Annotated in this window: 2 protein-coding genes; both read right to left on the bottom strand. The window is 60.5% G+C overall.

Translation table 11 applies throughout. The annotated features are described in order from the left end of the window. Positions 1 to 743, bottom strand: a 743-nt coding sequence (locus tag H5T41_11060; protein MBC7109297.1) for a hypothetical protein, incomplete at its 3' end; no start/stop codon positions are given. Next, positions 740 to 1780: a deoxyribodipyrimidine photolyase gene (locus H5T41_11055; protein MBC7109296.1), complete on the bottom strand. Its 1041-nt coding sequence runs from the start codon at positions 1778 to 1780 to the stop codon at positions 740 to 742. The genes H5T41_11060 and H5T41_11055, both read right to left, overlap by 4 nt. Between the last annotated feature and the right edge of the window lie 9 nt (positions 1781 to 1789).

Below are 1789 nucleotides of genomic sequence, written 5' to 3'. Positions count from 1 at the left end.
ACATTGCAAAGAAATCCGCAATCGGGGTTATCGAGGTAGTCCAGGTGGCCGGCGCCCAATTGGAGCACTTCTAAGGCTGGTCCCGGTGCGGCCTCGAAAAATCTTCGGAAGTTGGCATCAGAAGGAGCACAGGGCATTCCGAACCGCACCCGCTCCCCGTACTCCGCCCCGATTAACAGGACGGGTGACGTAACTTTATTCAGGACCGACGCGGCCGAAGGGAACCGCATAGGATCAATGACTCCCGGTGCGCCGCTGTCCACGGGGTCCAAACCTATTACGACTTGTACCTCTCGCTCCGCGGCTACCAGGAACGAGAGTTTCCCGCACAAAGAGTGGCCCATCAGCGCTACCGAATTTGGATCAAGAAGAACTCCGTAGCGGCTGACTTCCTTAGGAAGGTTGTCCAAAACGAATCGCATATCCTCTGCCCATGCGCGGTGGTCGGGGTTAAAGAGGCTGTAAGCGTAGGAGACCAGGGCCGTGGCCAGGCCGTGGGAGGCGAAGAATTCCCCCCAAGACCGATAAGCGGGCCCGCTGAAGAGAAATCCTGGGCTGAACAACACAAAGGGAGCGGGGTTCTGGCCCTGCGGATAAAGGAGGAGCACCTCCACCCGCCGACCGCGAGCCGTGTCTTGAATGGATAGAGAAAGCTCACCCACGGCGAAAGGGCCGCGCTCAGCAGCTAAAGAAAGCAAGCCCAGCAAGCCCAAAAGAAACCAAACGGCCTTTCTTTTGCTCATGGCATCCTCTTTCCCCAGCGGGAGATGTAGACATCAATCGGGAATTTCCGGCGCAAGCCGGCGCCAGTCATCGGCCGCACCCGCCCGAAGACAGGGCGCTCCGGGAAAGGCCGGTCATGCAGGCCAAAACACCAAGCCACCCCGGCGTAACTCGCGGGATCCCGGCCATCCAGGGCGTACTTGTTGTTCAGGTATATCGCCCACCGGAAGGCCTCCGCCGGATCGTTCGTCCAAAGAAGGAACTGCTTCCCCCAGTACATGCGCATGTACCCATGGATCTTTCCGGTGCGAACGAGCTCCATTTGCGCCGCGTTCCAGATGGGATCGTGGGTTTCGGCTCTTTCCAGCTCCTCCAAGGAGTACCGGGTCGGACGGGGATCCGAAGCATGTTTCAGGAGGGTCTCCCGGGCCCAAGGGGGAAGGCCGGAAAACTGGTCGTAGCGGGCGTTGTACAAAACGAAATTTGCGGCAAGCTCGCGGCGCACGATCAACTCCTCCAAGAATGCCGCGGCGCCCGGTCCGCCCACTTCCCTAGCCCGCCAGGCCACCTCCACCGGGGAGATCTGGCCGAAATGGAGATAGGGACTGAGGCCGGAGGTCCCGTCCACCGTGGGATTGTTTCGGTCTTCATGATACCGGGAGATTTTCCTTTCCAGGAACTCCTGGAGCCGGGCCCGGGCGGCCTCCGTTCCCGCGGGCAGCTCCACTGGCGGAACGGATTGGTCCACGGGAAGATCGGCCAGAAGGGTCACGGGATTGGTGATCTGCACACCCTCCATGTCCAGGCCCAGGGAAGATTTTCTTGGCGCAAGCTCTGGAAGGACTCGAATGAACCGATCCAAGAGGGGAGAAATTTTTCGCCGCAGAACCTGGGCATTCCACGCCTCCCGGGGATAGGTAATTCTTGCGGGGACCACCACTTCACCCTCGACTTCGATCACGAGGGAAGAGGCCCTCCTTGCCACCTCCTCCCGCCAGGCCCGCTGGTGGCGGAGATACCCCATGTCCATCACCACCGCTGCCGCTTCCTTGGCCATGGCCAACGC

It is taken from the genome of Methanomassiliicoccales archaeon (genome assembly GCA_014361295.1).
In the GTDB taxonomy this organism is placed as follows: Archaea; Thermoplasmatota; Thermoplasmata; order Methanomassiliicoccales; family JACIVX01; genus JACIVX01.
Note: the sequence above shows the minus strand (reverse complement) of the source record. Positions and strands in the feature narration are given on the sequence as shown.